This window comes from Roseibium sp., from assembly GCF_048260565.1.
In the GTDB taxonomy this organism is placed as follows: Bacteria; Pseudomonadota; Alphaproteobacteria; order Rhizobiales; family Stappiaceae; genus Roseibium.
Genome location: NZ_JBLXGP010000001.1, coordinates 832215 through 847668 on the forward strand (window position 1 = coordinate 832215; position 15454 = coordinate 847668).

Annotated in this window: 17 protein-coding genes; 12 read left to right on the plus strand and 5 right to left on the minus strand. The window is 59.0% G+C overall.

The genetic code is table 11. The features are described 5' to 3' along the window. Positions 1-49: 49 nt before the first annotated feature. The 9 genes from pdhA to ACN0SO_RS03775 all read left to right on the plus strand — a co-directional run bounded on the left by pdhA (position 50) and on the right by ACN0SO_RS03775 (position 7993). A complete protein-coding gene (pdhA, locus tag ACN0SO_RS03735; RefSeq protein WP_417674644.1) occupies positions 50-1102 on the plus strand; it encodes a pyruvate dehydrogenase (acetyl-transferring) E1 component subunit alpha in 1053 nt (350 codons plus the stop codon). 13 nt (positions 1103-1115) lie between these two features. Then, positions 1116-2504, plus strand: coding sequence for a pyruvate dehydrogenase complex E1 component subunit beta (locus tag ACN0SO_RS03740; RefSeq protein WP_417674646.1), 1389 nt, complete (start codon positions 1116-1118; stop codon positions 2502-2504). A gap of 57 nt (positions 2505-2561) precedes the next feature. After that, positions 2562-3869 carry a pyruvate dehydrogenase complex dihydrolipoamide acetyltransferase gene (locus tag ACN0SO_RS03745; RefSeq protein WP_417675044.1) on the plus strand — a complete coding sequence of 436 codons (1308 nt, stop codon included), beginning with the start codon at positions 2562-2564 and terminating at the stop codon, positions 3867-3869. 74 nt (positions 3870-3943) lie between these two features. Further along, positions 3944-5386, plus strand: coding sequence for a dihydrolipoyl dehydrogenase (lpdA, locus tag ACN0SO_RS03750; RefSeq protein ID WP_417674648.1), 1443 nt, complete (start codon positions 3944-3946; stop codon positions 5384-5386). A 115-nt stretch (positions 5387-5501) separates the two neighbouring features. Beyond that, a complete protein-coding gene (locus ACN0SO_RS03755) occupies positions 5502-5750 on the plus strand; it encodes a GlsB/YeaQ/YmgE family stress response membrane protein (protein WP_417674650.1) in 249 nt (82 codons plus the stop codon). A gap of 22 nt (positions 5751-5772) precedes the next feature. Then, complete coding sequence (locus tag ACN0SO_RS03760) at positions 5773-6012, plus strand: GlsB/YeaQ/YmgE family stress response membrane protein (protein WP_346896833.1); 240 nt, start codon at positions 5773-5775, stop codon at positions 6010-6012. Between the two features lie 42 nt (positions 6013-6054). Continuing rightward, positions 6055-6489 carry an acyl-CoA thioesterase gene (locus ACN0SO_RS03765; RefSeq protein WP_417674652.1) on the plus strand — a complete coding sequence of 145 codons (435 nt, stop codon included), beginning with the start codon at positions 6055-6057 and terminating at the stop codon, positions 6487-6489. A 54-nt stretch (positions 6490-6543) separates the two neighbouring features. Continuing rightward, positions 6544-7518 carry a lipoyl synthase gene (lipA, locus tag ACN0SO_RS03770; protein ID WP_417674654.1) on the plus strand — a complete coding sequence of 325 codons (975 nt, stop codon included), beginning with the start codon at positions 6544-6546 and terminating at the stop codon, positions 7516-7518. 22 nt (positions 7519-7540) lie between these two features. After that, positions 7541-7993 carry a type II toxin-antitoxin system RatA family toxin gene (locus ACN0SO_RS03775; RefSeq protein ID WP_417674656.1) on the plus strand — a complete coding sequence of 151 codons (453 nt, stop codon included), beginning with the start codon at positions 7541-7543 and terminating at the stop codon, positions 7991-7993. A 27-nt stretch (positions 7994-8020) separates the two neighbouring features. Here the strand turns inward: ACN0SO_RS03775 and ACN0SO_RS03780 are convergent, their stop codons facing one another. The 5 genes from ACN0SO_RS03780 to ACN0SO_RS03800 form a co-directional block, all read right to left on the minus strand. Next, complete coding sequence (locus ACN0SO_RS03780; RefSeq protein WP_417674658.1) at positions 8021-8419, minus strand: hypothetical protein; 399 nt, start codon at positions 8417-8419, stop codon at positions 8021-8023. A gap of 153 nt (positions 8420-8572) precedes the next feature. Then, positions 8573-9043 (minus strand): hypothetical protein, encoded by a 471-nt coding sequence (locus ACN0SO_RS03785; RefSeq protein ID WP_417674660.1) that lies wholly within the window; start codon positions 9041-9043, stop codon positions 8573-8575. Between the two features lie 228 nt (positions 9044-9271). Next, entirely contained in the window at positions 9272-9700 is a 429-nt protein-coding gene (locus ACN0SO_RS03790; RefSeq protein WP_417674662.1) for a hypothetical protein, read from the minus strand. A 121-nt stretch (positions 9701-9821) separates the two neighbouring features. Beyond that, the gene (locus tag ACN0SO_RS03795; RefSeq protein ID WP_417674664.1) at positions 9822-10331 is read right to left on the minus strand and encodes a CinA family protein; all 510 of its coding nucleotides are present in this window, start codon (positions 10329-10331) and stop codon (positions 9822-9824) included. Continuing rightward, positions 10328-11572 (minus strand): bifunctional 2-C-methyl-D-erythritol 4-phosphate cytidylyltransferase/2-C-methyl-D-erythritol 2,4-cyclodiphosphate synthase, encoded by a 1245-nt coding sequence (locus ACN0SO_RS03800; protein WP_417674666.1) that lies wholly within the window; start codon positions 11570-11572, stop codon positions 10328-10330. Before ACN0SO_RS03800 ends, ACN0SO_RS03795 begins: the two co-directional genes overlap by 4 nt. Before the next feature lie 196 nt (positions 11573-11768). On the opposite strand from ACN0SO_RS03800, the gene dusB reads away from it, so the two are divergent. From dusB to ntrC, 3 genes are read left to right on the plus strand one after another with little or no spacing between them, the layout of a single operon-like run. After that, positions 11769-12755, plus strand: coding sequence for a tRNA dihydrouridine synthase DusB (gene dusB, locus ACN0SO_RS03805; protein WP_417674668.1), 987 nt, complete (start codon positions 11769-11771; stop codon positions 12753-12755). Further along, positions 12752-13906 (plus strand): two-component system sensor histidine kinase NtrB, encoded by a 1155-nt coding sequence (locus ACN0SO_RS03810; protein ID WP_417674670.1) that lies wholly within the window; start codon positions 12752-12754, stop codon positions 13904-13906. The genes dusB and ACN0SO_RS03810 overlap by 4 nt, the downstream gene beginning before the upstream one ends. 2 nt (positions 13907-13908) lie before the next feature. After that, complete coding sequence (gene ntrC, locus ACN0SO_RS03815) at positions 13909-15348, plus strand: nitrogen regulation protein NR(I) (RefSeq protein ID WP_417674672.1); 1440 nt, start codon at positions 13909-13911, stop codon at positions 15346-15348. Positions 15349-15454 lie beyond the last annotated feature (106 nt).

Consider the following 15454-nt stretch of genomic DNA (forward strand, 5'->3'; position numbering starts at 1 on the left):
ATTCTCCGCATGCCTGTCTTAAGGTAAACGTCTCGCCGAGAAGAGGGATATGGCTGCTACGAAAAAGTCATCTGCCGGCACCAGCGCAAAAAGCGCCGGCCGGTCCCGCGGAGCCGCCAAAACGGCCGCTCCTGCGATCGCCGATTTCGACAAGGATCAGGAACTCCACGCTTACCGGGAAATGCTCCTGATCAGGAGGTTCGAGGAAAAGGCCGGGCAATTGTACGGCATGGGCCTCATAGGTGGCTTCTGTCACCTTTATATCGGCCAGGAGGCTGTCGTCGTCGGCCTGCAGATGGCCAAGAAGGATGGCGATCAGATGGTCACCGGTTACCGGGACCACGGTCACATGCTTGCCATGGATCTCGACCCGAAAGGCGTGATGGCCGAACTCACCGGACGCCGCGGCGGCCTGTCGAAAGGCAAGGGCGGCTCCATGCACATGTTCTCCAAGGAAAAGCACTTCTACGGCGGCCACGGCATCGTCGGCGCCCAGGTGTCCCTTGGCACCGGCATCGGCTTCGCCAACAAATACCGTGAAAACGGCAATGTCGCGATGGCCTTCTTCGGTGACGGCGCATCCAACCAGGGGCAGGTCTACGAGAGCTTCAACATGGCGGAGCTCTGGAAACTGCCGGTGATCTACGTCATCGAAAACAACAAGTACGGCATGGGCACGAGCGTGGCCCGCGCATCCGCCAACACCGATCTGTCCCAGCGCGGGTCTTCGTTCGGAATTCCGGGCGAACAGGTTGACGGCATGGATGTCCGCGCGGTCATGGCCGCCGGTGAAAAGGCGCTGGAATGGTGCCGGTCCGGCAAGGGCCCCTATATTCTGGAAATGATCACCTACCGCTACCGCGGTCACTCCATGTCCGATCCGGCGAAATACCGCTCAAAGGACGAAGTCCAGAAAATGCGGACCGAGCACGATCCGATCGAGCAGGTTCGCGCGCGTCTGATCGAAAACAAATGGGCCACGGAAGACGAGCTGAAGGCAATCGACAAGGACGTCCGCGCGGTTGTCGCGGAAGCCGCCGAATTTGCCCAGACCGATCCGGAGCCGGATCCGTCCGAACTCTACACCGACATTCTGCGATAAGCCGGGGGAAATCATGCCGATCGACATTTTGATGCCGGCTCTTTCGCCGACGATGGAAGAGGGCAAGCTCGCCAAGTGGCTCAAGGCTGAAGGCGACACCGTGTCCGCCGGCGACGTGATCGCCGAAATCGAGACCGACAAGGCGACCATGGAAGTGGAAGCCGTGGACGAAGGCACTCTTGGCAAGATCCTGGTTCCGGAAGGAACCGAGGCGGTCAAGGTCAATGAGAAAATCGCCATTCTGCTGGGCGAGGATGAGGACGCCAGCGCGTTGGAAGCGGCTGCGAAAGAACCCGCCGCCGCTCCGACACCGGCTCCCGCCGCCGCGGAGGAAGCATCGTCGCCAGCGCCTTCCGCGCCGGCTACCCCCGTCACCTCCAAGCCCGCCGATGATCCGGACATTCCGGAAGGTACGGCCATGAAGTCCTCCACCGTGCGGGAAGCCCTGCGCGACGCCATGGCGGAAGAAATGCGCCGCGATCCGGACGTCTTCGTCATGGGTGAGGAAGTCGCCGAATACCAGGGCGCCTACAAGATCACGCAAGGGTTGCTCGACGAGTTCAGCGCCAAGCGGGTCATCGATACGCCGATCACGGAGCACGGCTTTGCCGGCCTCGGCGTCGGCGCGGCCATGGCGGGTCTGAAACCGATCGTGGAGTTCATGACCTTCAACTTCGCCATGCAGGCGATCGACCAGATCATCAACTCCGCGGCCAAGACGCTTTACATGTCCGGCGGTCAGATGGGCGCGCCCATCGTGTTCCGCGGTCCCAATGGTGCGGCAGCGCGCGTCGGTGCTCAGCACTCCCAGGATTATGCCTCCTGGTATGCCCATGTGCCCGGCCTGAAGGTGATTCAGCCCTATTCGGCGGCTGACGCGAAAGGCCTGCTGAAAGCCGCGATCCGCGATCCGAACCCGGTCATCTTCCTGGAAAACGAGATCCTCTACGGCCATTCCTTCGAGATCCCGGACATGGATGATTTCGTCCTGCCGATCGGCAAGGCTAAGGTCGAGCGGGAAGGGACGGACGTCACCCTGGTCTCCTGGGGGATCGGCATGACCTATACCATGAAGGCCGTCGAGGAACTCGCCTCCATGGGCATTTCCGCCGAAGTGATCAACCTGCGCACCATTCGCCCGCTGGACATCGATACCGTGATTGCCTCGGTACAGAAGACCGGCCGAGTGGTCACCATCGAGGAAGCTTTCCCGATGTGTTCGGTCTCTTCCGAAATCGCCTACCAGGTACAGGAAAAGGCCTTCGACTATCTCGATGCCCCTGTTCTTCGGGTGACCGGCAAGGATGTTCCGATGCCCTATGCCGCCAACCTGGAGAAGCTGGCACTGCCGAATGTCCAGGAAGTCATCGACGCGGTCAAAGCCGTCACCTACACGGCCTAAGGCGAGAGGGAGGCAGTTATGCCAATCAACATTACGATGCCGGCGCTCTCTCCGACCATGGAAGAGGGCAATCTGGCCAAGTGGCTGGTCAAGGAAGGCGACGAGGTTTCCGCAGGCGACGTAATCGCCGAAATCGAGACCGACAAGGCGACCATGGAAGTGGAAGCCGTTGACGAAGGCACCGTCGGCAAGATCGTCGTTCCGGCTGGAACCGCTGGAGTGAAGGTCAACGAACTGATCGCCGTTCTCCTGGAAGAAGGCGAGGACGCCAGCGCGATGGAGTCGAAAACCGGGTCCGCCGCCTCGGCGCCCAAGTCGGAAGAAGCCGAAAAGGACAAGGCGCCTGCGGTTCCGGAAAGTTCGTCCGCCATCGAAATCGGCGCCAAGGCCGCGACCGATCCGGTTCCCGCCCCGAAGGCTTCCGACGGCAGCCGGATCTTTTCCTCTCCGCTGGCCCGTCGGCTCGCGCAGCAGAACGGTCTGGACCTGAAGGCGCTCAGTGGCACAGGTCCGCACGGCCGGATCGTCAAGCGCGATATTGAAAAGGCCCTTGAATCCGGTGCAGGAAAGTCAGCTCCGGCTTCCGCTGCCGCTCCGGCTGCCGCGGCAGCTGCGCCGACCGGCCCGTCGACCGATCAGGTACTCAAGCTGTTCGAGGAAGGCTCTTACGAACTCGTGCCTCACGACGGCATGCGCAAGACGATTGCCCGGCGTTTGGTGGAATCCAAACAGACGATCCCGCATTTCTATGTCTCGATCGATTGCGAACTGGACGCCCTGCTCGCCTTGCGCGGTCAGATCAACGCATCCGCGCCGAAGGACAAGGACGGCAATCCGCTCTACAAGGTCTCCGTCAACGACATGACCATTAAGGCATTGGCGCTTGCCCTGCGCGACGTGCCGGATGCCAATGTATCCTGGACTGATGATGCCATGGTCAAGCACAAGCATTCCGATGTCGGCGTCGCCGTGTCGATCCCGGGCGGCCTGATCACGCCAATCGTTCGCAGCGCGGAAATGAAGCCGCTGTCGGTTATCTCCAACGAGATGAAGGACTACGGAAAGCGGGCCAAGGAACGCAAGTTGAAGCCGGAAGAGTACCAGGGGGGCACCACGGCCGTCTCCAACATGGGCATGATGGGTGTGAAGGAATTCGCCGCCGTCGTGAACCCGCCGCATGCCACGATCCTGGCTGTCGGCGCAGGGGAAAAGCGGGCGGTCGTGAAAAACGACGAAATCACGATCGCAACGGTTATGACCGTGACGCTCTCCACCGACCACCGCTGCGTCGACGGCGCGCTCGGTGCGGAACTTCTGGCGGCCTTCAAAGGCTACATCGAAACCCCGATGGGCATGCTCGTCTGAGCACCGATAGAGTGCGGCGCGGTCGGAACTGACCGCCGCGCCGTCTCCCCAGATCAAAATTCAAGGGAAGAACGATGGCCGATACCAATTACGACGTCATCATCATCGGTTCCGGACCCGGCGGCTACGTGGCCGCGATCCGGGCATCGCAGCTCGGGCTCAAGACGGCCATCGTGGAACGCGAACACCTGGGCGGCATCTGCCTCAACTGGGGCTGCATTCCGACCAAGGCGCTGCTCCGCTCCGCCGAGATCTACCACTACATGCAGCACGCCAAGGACTACGGTCTGAGCGCGGACAATGTCTCCTTCGACCCGGCGGCCGTGGTCAAGCGCTCGCGTGGCGTTTCCGGGCAGCTCAATGGCGGCGTCGGCTTCCTCATGAAGAAGAACAAGGTCGACGTGATCTGGGGTGAGGCCAAGATCACCAAGGCCGGAGAAGTAACCGTCTCCAAAGTCGCCAAGAAGGCCATGGAACCGCAGCATCCGGTGCCCAAGGGCGTCAAGGGCGAGGGCGTCTACAAGGCCAAGCACATCATCGTTTCGACCGGCGCCCGTCCACGCGTCATTCCGGGTATGGAACCGGACGGCAAGGACATCTGGACCTATTTCGAGGCCATGGTCCCGCCGGCGATGCCGAAATCGCTGATCGTCATGGGCTCCGGCGCCATCGGTATCGAGTTCGCGTCCTTTTACAAGACCATGGGCGCCGACGTGACGGTCATTGAAATGATGCCGACCATCATGCCGGTGGAGGATCCGGAGATCTCCGGCCTCGCCAGGAAGCAGATGGAAAAGCAGGGCCTGAAATTCCTCACCGATGCCAAGGTCTCCAAGGTGGTCAAGGGATCCGGCAAGGTGACTGCCACGGTGGAAACCAAGGATGGCAAGACCCAGGAAATTTCGGCCGAGAAGATGATCTCCGCCGTGGGCGTCGTCGGCAACATCGAGAACCTCGGCCTTGAGGATCTCGGCGTGAAGACAGACCGGGGCTGCGTGGTGATCGACGGCTACGGTCGAACCAATGTGCCCGGAATCTATGCCATCGGCGACGTTGCCGGTCCGCCGATGCTCGCCCACAAGGCCGAGCACGAAGGCGTCATCTGCGTGGAAAAAATCGCCGGCAAGGATGTCCATGCGATGGACAAGTCGATGATTCCGGGTTGCACCTACTGCAACCCGCAGGTCGCATCGGTCGGTCTGACCGAACCCAAGGCCAAGGAAGCGGGCTACAAGATCAAGGTCGGCCGTTTTCCGTTCATGGGCAATGGCAAGGCGATTGCGCTCGGCGAGCCCGAAGGCCTGATCAAGACCATCTTCGACGAAAAGACCGGCCAGCTTCTCGGCGCACATATGGTGGGTGCGGAAGTGACCGAACTGATTCAGGGCTTCGTGGTCGCCATGAATCTGGAAACCACCGAAGAAGACCTGATGCACACGGTGTTCCCGCATCCGACCCTGTCGGAAATGATGAAGGAAAGCGTGCTCGATGCCTATGGCCGGGTTCTGAATATCTGATCACAGTGTCCTGGCAATGTGACGATCGCCGGGGCCCGCTACCGAAAAGGGCTCTGGCGGTTTGTCACGAACTGCTGATAGGCTCTCCCCGGTTCCCGGTTTCAGGAGAAATGTGATGGATGCAAAGAACATTTTGATTTGGTGCGTTATCGGTCTCGTTGCAGGCTGGCTCGCAAGTTTCTTCGTCGGTGGCGGCGGCCTCGTCCGGTATCTGCTGACGGGTCTTATCGGCGCCGTCGTGGGCGGTTTCCTGGTCAAGGCAACGGGCATCAATATCAACCTCGGCAATGCCTGGGTGAACGAAATCGTCGTTGCCGCGATCGGCGCAATCGTCGTGGTGGTGATCGCCAGGATCCTGGCCTGATACGAAAAAAGGATAGTCGTCGATGGGGTTTATCCTCTGGATCATCATCGGCCTGGTGGCCGGAGCCATCGCGCACCGGGTCCTCAACAGCCGTGGCGGCTTTATCGGCAGTCTGGTCGTCGGGCTGGTCGGTGCGTTGCTCGGCGGTGAACTCGCCCATATGTTTCGACTGAATGTGACCGGCGGACCGCTGGATCAGCTTGTCGTCGCAACCCTCGGAGCGATCCTGTTCCTGTTTCTGTGGAAGAAGCTCTTCGGCTGAAAACCGGAATGAATTGCAAATGACAAACTGCAGGATCGCCAGGTGACCGAAACACCAGACATTGACGCCTATCCGGCCAGATCCACCGATAAGCTGCGCTACTGCGATACCGACCGGCAGGGGCACGTCAACAACGCCGTCTTTGCCACGTTCCTGGAAACCGGCCGGGTGGAAATCCTGTTTGATAAGGCTGGCGGATACGCCGATGAAGGAGCAGCCTTCGTTATCGCCCGGCTGGAACTGGACTTTCTTAGTGAAGTGCGCTGGCCGGGAACGGTGGAGATCGGGACTGCGGTTCTCGACACCGGGCGCAGTTCGGTCACCCTGGAACAGCTTGTCTGCCAGAACGGCCTACCGGTTGCCCGGGCCAAGACCATTATTGTGCAAATGAACGAAACAACCCGTAAATCCCAGCCGTTGTCCGACAAAGCCGTCGAACAATTTCAAAAGTACAGGAAGCAGGTTGTTTCCGCATAGCAGCTTTGCGGTGAGGCACTTGACCTTTTCCCGTAATAGCGACACTTAAGACCCATGGTTACGATCGTCGACACCCTATCGAAAACCGCCGACACACGCGATGAACGGCCCCGCCACCCGGAAAAGGCTCACAGGCCCGACAATCCGGTGCTGCGCAAGCCGAAATGGATTCGCGTTAAGGCTCCGACGTCGCCGGTCTATCGCGAGACCCAGGACCTCGTGCGCAAGAACAACCTCGTCACCGTGTGCGAGGAGGCCGGCTGTCCGAATATCGGCGAATGCTGGTCGAAGAAGCACGCCAGTTTCATGATCCTGGGCGATACGTGTACGCGCGCGTGTGCCTTCTGTAACGTGCGTACCGGCATGCCCGGTCCGGTCGATACGAAAGAACCTGCCGGCATTGCCGACGCGGTCGCCCGCATGGGGCTTGAACACGTTGTAATCACTTCCGTCGACCGGGACGATCTCGACGACGGCGGCGCACGCCATTTTGCCGATGTGATCCAGGCCATCCGCGAAGTATCGCCGAAGACGACCGTCGAGGTGCTGACACCGGATTTCCTGCGCAAGGACGGCGCGCTCGAAATCGTCGTCGAGGCGAAGCCCGACGTGTTCAACCACAATCTGGAAACAGTGCCGTCAAAGTATCTGACGGTGCGTCCCGGCGCGCGCTATTTCCATTCGATCCGCCTTCTGCAGAGGGTGAAGGAACTGGACCCGTCCATGTTCACCAAGTCCGGCATCATGGTCGGTCTGGGCGAAGTCCGCAACGAAGTCCTACAGCTGATGGACGACCTGCGCGCCGCCGATGTCGACTTCCTCACCATCGGCCAGTATCTGCAGCCTTCGAAGAAACACCATCCGGTCATGTCTTTCGTCACGCCGGAGGAGTTCAAGGGGTACGAGCGGATCGCCTATGCCAAGGGATTCCTGAAGGTTTCGGCAAGTCCGCTGACCCGTTCCTCCCATCATGCGGGAGAGGATTTTGCCGAATTGCGCGCGGCACGTGCCGCGAGGCTCGGATACTGACAGGACGGTCTGAGCGGATTTCATGCCGAGCTTTACTTCCACCCATAAGGTCAACCACAGCGCGGCGGACATGTTTAATCTGGTGTCCGACGTGGAGCGCTATCCCGAATTCGTGCCGTTGTGCCAGGCGCTGCATGTCCGAGGCCGCAAGGATCTGGGCGAGGGCAGGGAAGTCCTCATCGCCGATATGACCGTCGCCTACAAGCTGTTTCGCGAGACCTTCACCAGCCGGGTCGAGCTGAGACCGCACGAGAACGCCATCCTTGTCGAATATCTCGACGGGCCGTTTAAGCATCTGGAAAACCGTTGGACGTTTACCGACCGTGATGACGGCGCCTGTGATGTCGGCTTCTTCATAACCTATGAGTTCAAGAGCCGCACGCTCGGGTCGCTGATGGGGGTCATGTTCGACAAGGCGTTCCGGAAATTCTCCAGCGCCTTCGAAGCCCGCGCAGACGAGGTCTACGGCGTTTGAGCCGCTAGCACGTGCGCGCAACAAGTCTTATTTGAAATTCTTGAAGGCTTCGCTGATGATGCGCAGGCGACTTGACTGCATGTCAACCGGTTCGGCATTTTCTCGCGCCTTGAGAATCTCGTGCTTTTTCAAGCCGAGGTCCTCAAGGCGTACGTAGTGCTCGGGGTCCGCGCAGTAAACTTCCGGTTTCTTGTTGAGTTCATTGATGATCACGAGGTGCCGGCCGGCCTCCGCTTCCCGCTCGGTCCAGGCGACCGTGCTGCGGGTCACCCAGAAGGAGGTCTCGCAATAGACGGCTTTGTGATAACCGGTCTCCGGCCGAGTGAGGATTTCCTGAATGCCGTTGAAACGGCCGCTGGGATCAAGGGAGCGTATATAATAATCGCCTGCCGGTGCCGAAAGCTGCGCATGAGCGCTGACGGACATCAACAATAACAGGAAAACTGCTCCGATCTTGACCATTGGATACCCGCTTTGAAAGACGGTTTCTTCCGTTTCTCGCGTGCTGCTGAAACGAATAGTCTTCAAGTAAAGCAGAGAATTATTAACCCTGCCTTTTCGGAATATCCGGCAATTTAATTAATTGCTATGGTACGTCGTGGAGCCGCGCTTTGTACTGTCGCCGCGTTTGAGCGACTTGCTGACTGCCTGCCATTTGTTGACACGCGCGATGTCATCGCCTTCATTGCGGACGACAACATAAGGATCCATGCTGACCCCCAGATCCTCGAGCGTGACATAGTCGGTCGGACGTTCGCAAATCGGGCGCCAGCCTTTCCCGCGGTTGAATTCGACCCGCACCTCATGGGCGTTGTCCATTTCAACCTGGGTCCAGGCGACCGTCACCGGACGAACCCAATAGCTGCGTCCGCAATATTTGACCTGGGTCAGCCCGTCGGCTGCTCTGAGGAAAATCTTGTGGCTGCCGAGAAACATGCCATCGTCGCCACGAGAGATCATGTAATAGTCGATCAGGCCGAACGTATTGCCCGCATGAGCGACGCTGGCTGTTACAGCAAGAGTGGCCGCAACCAGAATAGATCTCAGCATAGTCATTCCCACATAACATTGTGGAGTTCAGGGCGCAAAGCAGTCATGCTTCGCCCGTACGCTCTCGTCTAGCGGACACACTAGATTGCAATCCGTCTAAATATTCCTCATGCAAACGGTGGAATTTGATTGCAATTTTAACTGTCTCAGACAAATCGCGAAAAACCGGCGTTCTGAGCAGAAACAAACGATAGAAAATAGGAGAATTTCTTTCGACTGATTACGGTCCTATTTGCGGAACGCACTGCCGATGGCGCTGAAGCGGTTGGCCAGGGTCTCCGGTGCGGTCATATCATCCGTGACTTCCCCGGGCGCAATATCAATGCCAAGGTCCTTCAAGGTGACCTGTTCTTCCGGCTGTTCGCAAATAGGACGCCAGCCTTTGCTCCGATTGAACTCCACCCGAACTTCCCGATTGTTTTCCACTTCGAGTTGGGTCCAGGCGACCGTATAGGGCCGCACCCAGTATTCCCGATTGCAATAGGTGACCAGACGCAAGCCGGAGGAAGCCCGGTGAAATATCTTGTGGCTGCCGACGAACTCGCCGTCGGCATTTCGGGAGATGAGATAGAAATCACCTGGTTCCGGAAGTCCCTGAGCGCCTGCCGGTACAGGCGCAGCGGTGACGAGTAGAACGAGGAGCGCCAGATTTTTCATAATCTCTCCCTGCACATCGGGGAATATCAAACTTTTTGAACCAAATCGGTTCCCATCTTAATGATGTAAGCTTGCCCGAACCCTAACGGGAGAGTGTTTCGTTGGTCTTTTGCAAGGAGTGTTAACGAGCGACAAACGAATTTGCCGCATTTAACAGAAGCTCGAGCGCCGTTTTAATCGAAAGAGCCCGGATCTGTTCGCGCCCTTCGTCGGAAAACAGACAATGCTTGTGTTCCGCCCGTTCGCCATGAACGGCGATACCGAAATAAACCGTTCCGACCGGTTTATCTTCTGAACCGCCGCCTGGTCCGGCAACCCCCGTCACGGCAACCGCGATCTGAGCGCGGGAATTCGCGAGCGCTCCCGATGCCATCTGGCGGGCGATTTGTTCGCTGACTGCGCCGTAGGCATCCAGATCGGCAGATTTGACGTTGAGCAGGTCTTTTTTCGCTTCATTTGAATAAGTGACAAATCCCCGATCGAAAACGGCGGACGATCCGGCGATCTCCGTCAGGATGCCGGCGATCAAGCCACCTGTGCACGATTCGGCAGTCGCCACCATCAGACCTTTTTTCTGGCAGGCGGACAGGACCCGTTCGGCTAGGGGCAGCAGGGTTTCCAAGTCTGTCATGTGCAGTCCTCGTCATTGAAGGGCAACCGTACCGTGGCGCCGGCGAGCGCGGCAATGCCCTCCCTGCGTCCGGTAAAGCCGAGCCGCTCCGAAGTGGTTGCCTTCACGGACACCCTGGAAACGGGGAGTTCGCAGATCCCCGCGATCGACTGGCGCATGGCTTCTCGGTGCGGCCCGATTTTGGGCGCTTCGCACACGATTGTAACATCCAGATGAGCCAACCTGCCGCCCCGGTCCGCCACGCGACGAACGGCATCTGCAAGGAACCTGTCTGAAGATGCGCCTTTCCAAGCCGGGTCGGAAGGGGGGAAGTGGGCACCGATGTCGCCATCGCCGATAGCGCCCAGAATCGCGTCCGTAATGGCATGCAGGACCACATCGGCGTCGGAATGTCCCTTCAGGCGCTTGTCGTGGGCAATCTGTATGCCGCCGAGGATCACGGCATCTCCGTCTTCAAAGGCATGGACATCATATCCGGTGCCCATACGTACGTCACCGAGTTCGGCAAGGCCGGAATTATATCTGTCTGTCATGGAAATCCGCTTTTTCGCCCGGTCCAGGTCGGACCGGGATGTAATCTTGAAGTTGTCCGGGTCTCCCTCGGCCAGGCTGACCGCGACACCCTGCCATTCGGCAATGGCGGTGTCGTCGGTAAAGTCCGTGCGCCCGGCCTGGTACGCCTTTTCATGTCCTTCCAGGACTGTCGGATAATCAAAACCTTGCGGCGTTTGCGCCGCCCATAAACCGGTGCGGTCGACGGTTTCCAACCGATGGGTTACCTCTCCCAACCGCTTCAGGGTATCGAACACAGGAACAGCCGGGAGAACCGCACACTGTCCCTCTGCCAGTTTTTCCAGCACATTATCGATAACAGCATGAGAAACAAAAGGCCGAGCCGCATCGTGTATCAGGACCTGATGAATGTTGCCGTTTTTCAGTGCGAGCAGGCCGTTGCGAACCGATTCTTGACGAGTGTTACCGCCGAAAACCGCTTGCCGCAGTTTATTTCTCCCCACCGGGTCGATGGCGGCGACTGCCTGATCGTACAGGGCTGTGTCATCCGGATGAATCACCGCCAGGACGTCGGCAATTCCCGGATGAGACAGGAATGCGTCCAGAGTCCGGCTGACGACCGGTCGACCGACCAGGTCGCGATATTGCTTGGGCTGACGATCTCCATCGGAGGAAAAACGGGTGCCTCGTCCTGCGGCAACGACGATGACGGCCACGCGTAACTTCATGTAAGGCTCCAAACTCCCTAAATTTTATTCATTTTCGCTTGTTAACACTCTGCCCGGATTTCAACCATGTTGTCGTCGAATAGGCAATTTGCCTCTTGCCGCACTGCGGAAAATGGCTACTATATAGGCAGTAAAATATCATGCACAGGATATGAGCAAAGTTGCATTCCTCACTCTTTCGCAAGGGCAAGCTTTAATGCGCATCGGTTGTCACACTCTTGACCGAAGAGCGGTGCTTGCTCCCATGTCGGGTGTGAGCGATTTGCCGTTCCGGCGAATAGCTGCCCGATATGGCGCCGGAATGGTCGTCAGCGAGATGGTCGCGAGCGAGTCCTTCGTCAAAGGCGATGCGGAAACCGAAATGCGTGCCGGGCCTCAGGAAGGCGGACTCCATGTCGTGCAGCTTGCCGGCCGCGAGGCGCGCTGGATGGCAGAAGCGGCAAAGATCGTCGCCGATCTCGGCGCGGATGTTATCGACATCAACATGGGATGTCCTGCCAAAAAGGTAACAAGCGGCTATTCCGGTTCAGCGTTGATGCGCGATCTCGATCACGCGCTGACATTGATCGAAGCGACGGTCGGCGCTGTCGCCATTCCTGTAACGCTGAAAATGCGCCTTGGTTGGGACGAAACTAGCATAAATGCGCCGGAATTGGCCCAACGGGCCGAAGCCGCGGGCATCCGGCTTGTCACTGTTCATGGCCGCACCCGTTGCCAGTTCTACAAGGGCAGGGCCGATTGGCGCACGATTGCCCGGGTCAAGAGCGCGGTCTCGATCCCGGTCATCGCCAATGGCGACTGCCATGGTTACGACGATGCCGATGCCATGCTTGCGGAATCGGGTGCCGACGCCGTGATGATCGGCCGCGGGGCCTATGGGCGTCCGTGGCTACCGGGGCATATCGCACATTACCTGAACACCGGTGAACGCTTGCCGAACCCGTCCGGATCGGAACTCACCGATCTTGTCCTGACCCATTACGAAGACATGCTTTCCCATTACGGACGGATGCCGGGCATCCGCATCGCCCGCAAGCATCTCGGTTGGTACCTGGATGGCGCAGGAATCACGCTTACTCCAACAAGTATGCGATCGACCCTGATGACCTCAAACGACCCGACTGAAGTAATCCGCCTTACGGAAACCCTGTTTTCCACGCTCGATCAACGGAGTGCCGCATGACGCCTCAAGCAATGGCAGAGGGCCGCACCGCAGCCCTGGCAAGTGACGGCCCCACGATCCTGGATGCCCTGCCGCACCCGGTTCTTCTGGTCGCACCGGATGGCGTGATAGAATCGGCCAATATGGCGGCCGAAATATTCATGCGCTCCAGCGTCGCATTTCTCAGGCGTCACCCGATCAGCGACTTCGTGCCCTTCGGCAGTCCACTCCTCACCCTGATCGAGCAGGTCCGCGAACGCGGCGCGCCCGTCAACGAATACAAGGTCGACATCGGTTCTCCGCGCATCGGCGCGCCGAAGATCGTCGACATCAACGCAGCCCCCGTTTCCGACCGTCCCGGCGCCGTCGTCCTGATGTTCCAGGAACGGACCATGGCGGAAAAGATCGACCGTCAGTTGACGTCGAGGGGGGCCGCCCGCACGGTCACGGGACTTGCAGCCATGCTCGCCCATGAAATCAAGAACCCGCTTTCGGGTATCCGCGGCGCCGCCCAGCTTCTGGAGCAATCCGTTCCTGATGAAGACAGGCCCCTGACGCGGCTGATCACCGATGAGACCGACCGGATCGTCAAGCTCGTCGACAGAATGGAAGTCTTTTCAGACGAACGCCCGATCGAACGGGAGCCGGTCAACATCCACGTGGTTCTCGATCACGTCAAACGGCTCGCAGACAACGGTTTTGCCCGCAATATCAGGATCATCGAGGAATACGATCCGTCGCTGCCGCCGGTCTATGCCAACAAGGACCAGCTTATCCAGATCTTCCTCAATCTGATCAAGAACGCCAGTGAAGCGATCGGCGACGATCCGGATGGCGAAATCAGGATTACGACCGCATTCCGTCCGGGGGTCCGTTTGTCTGTGCCCGGAACCGAGCAGAAAGTCAGCCTGCCACTGGAATTCTGCGTCCAGGACAACGGGCCGGGCGTGCCGGAAGATCTGCTTCCGCATATGTTTGAACCGTTTATCACCACCAAGACCAACGGCTCGGGATTAGGCCTTGCGCTGGTCGCCAAGATCATCGGCGACCACGGCGGGGTGATCGAATGCGACAGCCAGCCGCGCAAGACCGTTTTCCGCATCCTGATGCCCGCCTACACCGACCCGGATACGCCCGTTAACGGCACGTCCTCCAATGACAGGAACGATTGACCATGCCGACTGGCACCATTCTCGTCGCTGATGATGACGCCGCCATCCGCACCGTGCTCAACCAGGCTCTCTCCAGGGCCGGCTATACCGTCCGCCTGACGTCCAACGCCAACACCCTCTGGCGCTGGGTCAGTTCCGGAGACGGCGATCTCGTCATCACCGATGTCGTCATGCCGGACGAAAATATCTTCGACATTCTTCCGCGCATGAAAAAACTGCGCCCGGAACTCCCTGTTCTGGTCATGAGTGCGCAAAACACCTTCATGACCGCAATCAAGGCCTCGGAGAAGGGGGCTTATGAATATCTGCCCAAGCCCTTCGATCTGAAGGAACTGACGAGCATCGTCAGCCGCGCACTCGAGGAACCGAAGATCAAAAAGCCGGTGGAGATCGACGACATCGGCGAAGGGATGCCGCTGGTCGGCCGCTCGCCTGCGATGCAGGAAATCTACCGTGTGCTCGCGAGGCTGATGCAGACCGATCTGACCGTCATGATCAACGGCGAATCCGGCACCGGCAAGGAACTGGTCGCCCGGGCGCTTCACGACTACGGCAAACGGCGTAACGGTCCTTTCGTTGCGATCAACATGGCCGCCATCCCGCGCGATCTGATCGAGGCTGAACTATTCGGTCACGAAAAAGGCGCCTTTACGGGTGCCCAGGTGCGCAGTTCGGGCCGGTTCGAACAGGCAGACGGCGGCACTCTGTTCCTCGACGAGATTGGCGACATGCCGATGGAAGCCCAGACGCGGTTGCTGCGCGTCCTCCAGCAGGGCGAATACACCACAGTCGGTGGCCGGACCCCGATCAAGACGGATGTCAGGATCATTGCGGCGACCAACAAGGACCTTCGCCAACTCATCAATCAGGGGCTATTCCGCGAAGACCTTTACTTCCGACTGAACGTCGTGCCGATCCGGCTCCCGCCGTTGCGCGAACGTGTGGAAGACATTCCCGATCTTGTCCGCCATTTTTTCCAGCTAGCGGAAAAGGAGGGCCTGCCGCCGAAGCAGGTGGATCAGGCTGCCCTCAACCTGCTGCGCCGCTACCGCTGGCCGGGCAACGTACGCGAACTGGAAAACCTGGTCAGGCGCCTTGCCGCTCTCTACCCGCAGGATGTGATCGGTGAGGCACTGCTCGAGCATGAGCTCAGCCAACCGTCCGTTTCGACTCTTGAAGAAGAGGAGTCCGAGAACATCAATCTCGGGACTTCGGTCGAGCGCTATCTCGGAAACTATTTCGAGCAGTACGGAGAATCCCTGCCGCCTCCAGGTCTTTATCACCGCATTCTGCGGGAAGTGGAGTATCCCTTGATCAGCGCCGCCCTGGCCGCCACTCGAGGCAATCAGATCAAGGCGGCGGAACTGCTTGGCGTCAATCGTAATACATTGCGCAAGAAGATCAGGGATCTGGATATCCAGGTGATGCGCGCCTTCCGCTAGTGTTTGCCCCCGTCTTTCCGACCGGGGCGGCCTAAATTCCCTTGAAGCATTGTCGCAGCCGCGCCATTGTCGCAATTTCGCAACATTGTGTGGTAAGTGTGCCGCA

What these genes read in the sequence shown, in the direction of transcription:
- pdhA (WP_417674644.1), top strand. Translation starts at nt 50, where the DNA reads ATGGCTGCTACGAAAAAGTCATCTGCCGGCACCAGCGCAAAAAGCGCC.
- ACN0SO_RS03740 (WP_417674646.1), top strand. Translation starts at nt 1,116, where the DNA reads ATGCCGATCGACATTTTGATGCCGGCTCTTTCGCCGACGATGGAAGAG.
- ACN0SO_RS03745 (WP_417675044.1), top strand. Translation starts at nt 2,562, where the DNA reads ATGGAAGAGGGCAATCTGGCCAAGTGGCTGGTCAAGGAAGGCGACGAG.
- lpdA (WP_417674648.1), top strand. Translation starts at nt 3,944, where the DNA reads ATGGCCGATACCAATTACGACGTCATCATCATCGGTTCCGGACCCGGC.
- ACN0SO_RS03755 (WP_417674650.1), top strand. Translation starts at nt 5,502, where the DNA reads ATGGATGCAAAGAACATTTTGATTTGGTGCGTTATCGGTCTCGTTGCA.
- ACN0SO_RS03760 (WP_346896833.1), top strand. Translation starts at nt 5,773, where the DNA reads ATGGGGTTTATCCTCTGGATCATCATCGGCCTGGTGGCCGGAGCCATC.
- lipA (WP_417674654.1), top strand. Translation starts at nt 6,544, where the DNA reads ATGGTTACGATCGTCGACACCCTATCGAAAACCGCCGACACACGCGAT.
- ACN0SO_RS03775 (WP_417674656.1), top strand. Translation starts at nt 7,541, where the DNA reads ATGCCGAGCTTTACTTCCACCCATAAGGTCAACCACAGCGCGGCGGAC.
- ACN0SO_RS03780 (WP_417674658.1), bottom strand. Translation starts at nt 8,419, where the DNA reads ATGTCCGTCAGCGCTCATGCGCAGCTTTCGGCACCGGCAGGCGATTAT.
- ACN0SO_RS03785 (WP_417674660.1), bottom strand. Translation starts at nt 9,043, where the DNA reads ATGCTGAGATCTATTCTGGTTGCGGCCACTCTTGCTGTAACAGCCAGC.
- ACN0SO_RS03790 (WP_417674662.1), bottom strand. Translation starts at nt 9,700, where the DNA reads ATGAAAAATCTGGCGCTCCTCGTTCTACTCGTCACCGCTGCGCCTGTA.
- ACN0SO_RS03795 (WP_417674664.1), bottom strand. Translation starts at nt 10,331, where the DNA reads ATGACAGACTTGGAAACCCTGCTGCCCCTAGCCGAACGGGTCCTGTCC.
- ACN0SO_RS03800 (WP_417674666.1), bottom strand. Translation starts at nt 11,572, where the DNA reads ATGAAGTTACGCGTGGCCGTCATCGTCGTTGCCGCAGGACGAGGCACC.
- dusB (WP_417674668.1), top strand. Translation starts at nt 11,769, where the DNA reads ATGCGCATCGGTTGTCACACTCTTGACCGAAGAGCGGTGCTTGCTCCC.
- ACN0SO_RS03810 (WP_417674670.1), top strand. Translation starts at nt 12,752, where the DNA reads ATGACGCCTCAAGCAATGGCAGAGGGCCGCACCGCAGCCCTGGCAAGT.
- ntrC (WP_417674672.1), top strand. Translation starts at nt 13,909, where the DNA reads ATGCCGACTGGCACCATTCTCGTCGCTGATGATGACGCCGCCATCCGC.